Consider the following 3,154-nt stretch of genomic DNA (forward strand, 5'->3'; position numbering starts at 1 on the left):
CCGCAACGACGAAACGGCCGAGGCCGCGACCCTGACGGATCGCGGCCTCGGCCGTTACGGTGCGCGATACTGGGATTGAACCAGTGACCCCTACCGTGTCAAGGTAGTGCTCTCCCGCTGAGCTAATCGCGCCTGGTGTGGCGGTTGTGCAGCAGGCCTCGAAGGGCCCGTTACGGTGCGCGATACTGGGATTGAACCAGTGACCCCTACCGTGTCAAGGTAGTGCTCTCCCGCTGAGCTAATCGCGCCTGGTGAGGCGTTCCTGCAGCAGATCCCGGAGGATCCGACGTGCGCGATACTGGGATTGAACCAGTGACCCCTACCGTGTCAAGGTAGTGCTCTCCCGCTGAGCTAATCGCGCGGGGAGGTCTCCCGGAAGAACCGGGAGAGCCCCTTGGAGGTGGAGACGGGATTTGAACCCGTGTACACGGCTTTGCAGGCCGTTGCCTCGCCTCTCGGCCACTCCACCAGGCAACACACGAAGAACGATCTTACACTGTTCTCCATCGAGCGGACGACGAGATTCGAACTCGCGACCCTCACCTTGGCAAGGTGATGCTCTACCAACTGAGCCACGTCCGCCTGTCTCCCGGGATCTTCACCGCTTTTCTTCGGCTGCGCTCCCCGGCGACGTGTTGAACTCTAGCGGATTCCCGGGCCAGCTAAAAATCCGTTCCCGCAGCGTGCCGGGGGGATGCCCCGCCGAGTGCCGTCCCGTCAGCCCTTCCGGCCGGTCACCGGCCACCACCTGCGGCGCTCCCGGACGATCGTCCGCAGGTCACCGGGCGCACACCCGCCCGACGCACTCTGCTGCTCGTACGCGGGGGCGCGGGAAGCCCCGGGCCCGACCGCGGCCGCGCCCCCCGACCTACACTTCAGGCACCGCTGCTCAGCACCACCGCGCAGGAGAACCGTGTCCGGCCACCCCGATCCCCGCACCCCGCTCGCCCGCTTCGGAGGCCGAGTGGCCACCGGGCTGCGCGACGTCACCTCGGACCCGGCCGCGCTCGAATCCTCCGGCTACTGGGCCGTCGCCTACGACTTCGAGGGCCGGCTCACCTGCGCCCGCTTCGACGACGTCCGCCCCGCCCCAGCCCCGCCCTCGGGCGCCGGCTGGTACGGCCCGGACGCCGGCAGCTGGCACAGCTCCCTGGACCACGCCGCCTACACCGCGGGCGTTCGCCGCATCCGCGAGCACATAGCCGCCGGCGAGGTCTACCAGGCAAACCTCTGCCGAGTGCTGTCCGCACCGCTGCCCGACCCCGACCGCAGCGACATCGACGCCCTCACCGGCCTCCTCGCCCACGGCAACCCCGCCCCCTACGCCGGCACCATCCGGCTGCCCGGGCACGGCGTCGAGATCGCCACCGCCTCCCCCGAGCTCTACCTGCACCGCAGCGGACGCACCGTCTCCTCCGGCCCGATCAAGGGCACCGGCCGCACCGAGGACGACCTCCTCGACAAGGACCACGCCGAGAACGTGATGATCGTCGACCTGGTCCGCAACGACCTCGGCCGGGTCTGCGAGACCGGCAGCGTCACCGTTCCCGACCTCTGCGTCGTCGAGAAACACCCCGGTCTGGTGCACCTGGTCTCCACGGTCGAGGGCACCCTGCGCGAGGGTGCCGGCTGGGCCGAACTGCTCACCGCCACCTTCCCGCCCGGCTCGGTCACCGGCGCCCCCAAGTCCAGCGCACTGCGGATCATCGACGCCCTGGAGACCGCCCCCCGCGGCCCCTACTGCGGTGCCGTCGGCTGGGTCGACGCCGACCGCGGCGAAGGCGAACTCGCCGTCGGCATCCGCACCTTCTGGCTCGACCGGCAGGACCCGCAGGCGCCCGTCCTGCGCTTCGGCACCGGTGCCGGCATCACCTGGGGCTCCGATCCCGAGCGCGAATGGGCGGAAACGGAACTGAAGGCCGCCCGCCTGGTCGCGATAGCGTCGGGCAGCGAAACCGGCAGTGACACCAGCACCGGCTGTGACACCAGCACTGGCAGTGACACCGAAACCGGCACCGACCACGAGCCGCACCGCGTCTAGGAGCAGCCCCCGATGCACAACCGCACCACGAGCTGGGTCAACGGCACCCTCGTCGACTCCGCTGACGCCGCCGTCTCGGTCCTCGACCACGGCCTCACCACCGGCGACGGCGTCTTCGAGACCATGAAGGCCGTCGACGGCCGCGCCTTCGCGGTCACCCGCCACCTCGACCGGCTCACCCGATCCGCCCGCGGCCTCGGCCTGCCCGACCCCGACCACGACCAGGTCCGCGAGGCCTGCGCCCAGGTCCTCGCCGCCAACCCGGCCCCGCTCGGCCGCCTTCGCGTCACCTACACCGGCGGCAACGCCCCGCTCGGCTCCGAGCGCGGCACCACCGGCCCCACCCTGGTCGTCGCCCTCGGCGCCATCAACCGCCGTCCCGACGAGACCGCCGTCGCCGTCGTCCCCTGGCGCCGCAACGAGCACAGCGCCGTCGCCGGCCTCAAGACCACCTCCTACGCCGAGAACGTCGTCGCCCTCGCCGCCGCCCACCGCGCCGGCGCCTCCGAGGCACTGTTCGCCAACACCGCCGGCCGGCTCTGCGAGGGCACCGGCTCCAACGTCTTCGTGGTCATCGGCGGCCGCCTGCTCACCCCCGCCCTCGCCTCCGGCTGCCTGGCCGGCATCACCCGGCAGCTGGTCATCGACTGGTGCGGCGCCGAGGAGACCGACCTCCCGCTCAGCGCCCTCCAGGACGCCGACGAGATCTTCCTGACCTCCACCACCCGCGACGTCCAGGCCGTCACCCGCGTCGACGACCGCGAGCTGCCCGGCACCGGCCCGGTCACCGCCAAGGCCATGGCCGTCTTCGCCGAGCGCAGCGGCGACGACCTCGACCCCTGATCCCACCGGGCAGCGGTTGCGCCGGGCGGCTACGACCCCGGGCAGACGCTACGGGCGGCGCGGATAACCTTCCCGGCGAGGGGAAGGGACCACCACATGACGACCACGCTGCGCCCCGAGGGCCCGGAGACACCCACCACGGCCGGCGGCCGCACCAGACGTTGGCGGATCCTGACCAACGGCCACCAGGTCGGGGGGGGGCGGCCCCCCCCCCCCCCCCCCCCCCCCCCCCGAACGGGCGGGGTATAAGAAAAGTGTATAAAACAGTGG

The 3,154-nt window shown here is 71.5% G+C and carries 2 protein-coding genes and 5 tRNA genes; 2 read left to right on the plus strand and 5 right to left on the minus strand.

Annotated elements, in window-relative coordinates; all coding sequences use genetic code 11:
- Nucleotides 1–60: 60 nt before the first annotated feature.
- The 5 genes from ACFV1W_RS30880 to ACFV1W_RS30900 all read right to left on the minus strand — a co-directional run bounded on the left by ACFV1W_RS30880 (nt 61) and on the right by ACFV1W_RS30900 (nt 582).
- Nucleotides 61–132, minus strand: a tRNA-Val gene (locus ACFV1W_RS30880).
- A gap of 44 nt (nt 133–176) precedes the next feature.
- Nucleotides 177–248 (minus strand) — tRNA-Val (locus tag ACFV1W_RS30885).
- Nucleotides 249–289: 41 nt separating this feature from the next.
- Nucleotides 290–361 (minus strand) — tRNA-Val (locus ACFV1W_RS30890).
- 34 nt (nt 362–395) lie between these two features.
- Nucleotides 396–469: transfer RNA gene (locus tag ACFV1W_RS30895), tRNA-Cys, on the minus strand.
- Between the two features lie 40 nt (nt 470–509).
- Nucleotides 510–582: transfer RNA gene (locus tag ACFV1W_RS30900), tRNA-Gly, on the minus strand.
- 331 nt (nt 583–913) lie between these two features.
- On the opposite strand from ACFV1W_RS30900, the gene ACFV1W_RS30905 reads away from it, so the two are divergent.
- Both ACFV1W_RS30905 and ACFV1W_RS30910 read left to right on the plus strand, forming a co-directional pair.
- Nucleotides 914–2,041: a chorismate-binding protein gene (locus tag ACFV1W_RS30905; RefSeq protein WP_380420562.1), complete on the plus strand. Its 1,128-nt coding sequence runs from the start codon at nt 914–916 to the stop codon at nt 2,039–2,041.
- Nucleotides 2,042–2,053: 12 nt separating this feature from the next.
- On the plus strand, nt 2,054–2,884 hold the full coding sequence (locus tag ACFV1W_RS30910; RefSeq protein ID WP_380420563.1) for an aminotransferase class IV: 831 nt from the start codon (nt 2,054–2,056) through the stop codon (nt 2,882–2,884).
- Nucleotides 2,885–3,154 lie beyond the last annotated feature (270 nt).

Origin of the sequence: Kitasatospora sp. NPDC059648 (assembly GCF_042734825.1) — a bacterium.
In the GTDB taxonomy this organism is placed as follows: Bacteria; Actinomycetota; Actinomycetes; order Streptomycetales; family Streptomycetaceae; genus Kitasatospora.